The organism is Vibrio sp. 1249-1 (genome assembly GCF_033340495.1).
Window position 1 is genome coordinate 1 of record NZ_JAWOWJ010000297.1, and the last position, 858, is coordinate 858.

The 858-nt window shown below is 49.8% G+C and carries 1 pseudogene; it reads right to left on the bottom strand.

Going from position 1 to position 858, the window contains the following annotated elements:
- A pseudogene (metL, locus tag R7Z50_RS25960) lies at window positions 1–858 on the bottom strand (bifunctional aspartate kinase/homoserine dehydrogenase II); the annotation flags it as partial.

An 858-nucleotide genomic window follows, 5' to 3' on the forward strand; every position in this document is an offset into this window, starting at 1 on the left:
GGATTGCACCAGCGGTCACCTCGCGTCCTGCACCTGGGCCACGAATCACCAAAGGGTTGTCCTTGTACCATTTACTTTCAATCGCAAAAATGTTGTCGCATGGCAGCAAGTTAGCCAGAGCATGTTCGCGCGGTAATGCTTCTACGCCCACCGTCGCTTTGCCATTTTTCTCTAAGCGCGCCACATATCGAAGCACCTGCTCATCTCTTTGTGCTTTGGTTAGACGCTCTTGAAGAATCTCACTGAGCAGTGCGCCATTATCAAAGAACTCATCCAAACTCAGAGAGCGCAGCTCTTCAGGCACCAGTGATTCCACTTTTACGCTGTCCGGTTCAATATCCAGACCAGACTCACGCGCTAAGATAACCAGTTTACGCATGACATCCGAACCATCTAAATCAGCACGCGGATCCGGTTCTGTTAATCCTTGTTGCCACGCTAAATCGACCAACTCATTAAACGGCACCGAGCCATCAAACTGCTGGAACAGCCAAGAAAGTGTTCCCGAGAAGATTCCGGATAATGCCACAATCTCGTCACCACTTTCACGCAGATCTCGCACGGTATGGTTGATAGGTAACCCTGCCCCAACCGTCGCGTTGTAGAGCCAGTAGCGACCGATTTTTGCGAATGCATCTTGCACTTGATGGTAGTACTGACTGTCGGCAGAGCCTGCAACTTTGTTAGCAGAAATTAAATGGATGCCTTGCTGAGCGATATCAACATAACGTTGCGCCAACTCTTTGCTCGCGGTCACGTCCAATACCACGGCTTCATCATAACCTTGTAAATCGCCTAACCGACTCAGCCACGTCCCATCGTTCTCAATACTTTCATCATCAAACTTGTCGGCAACCG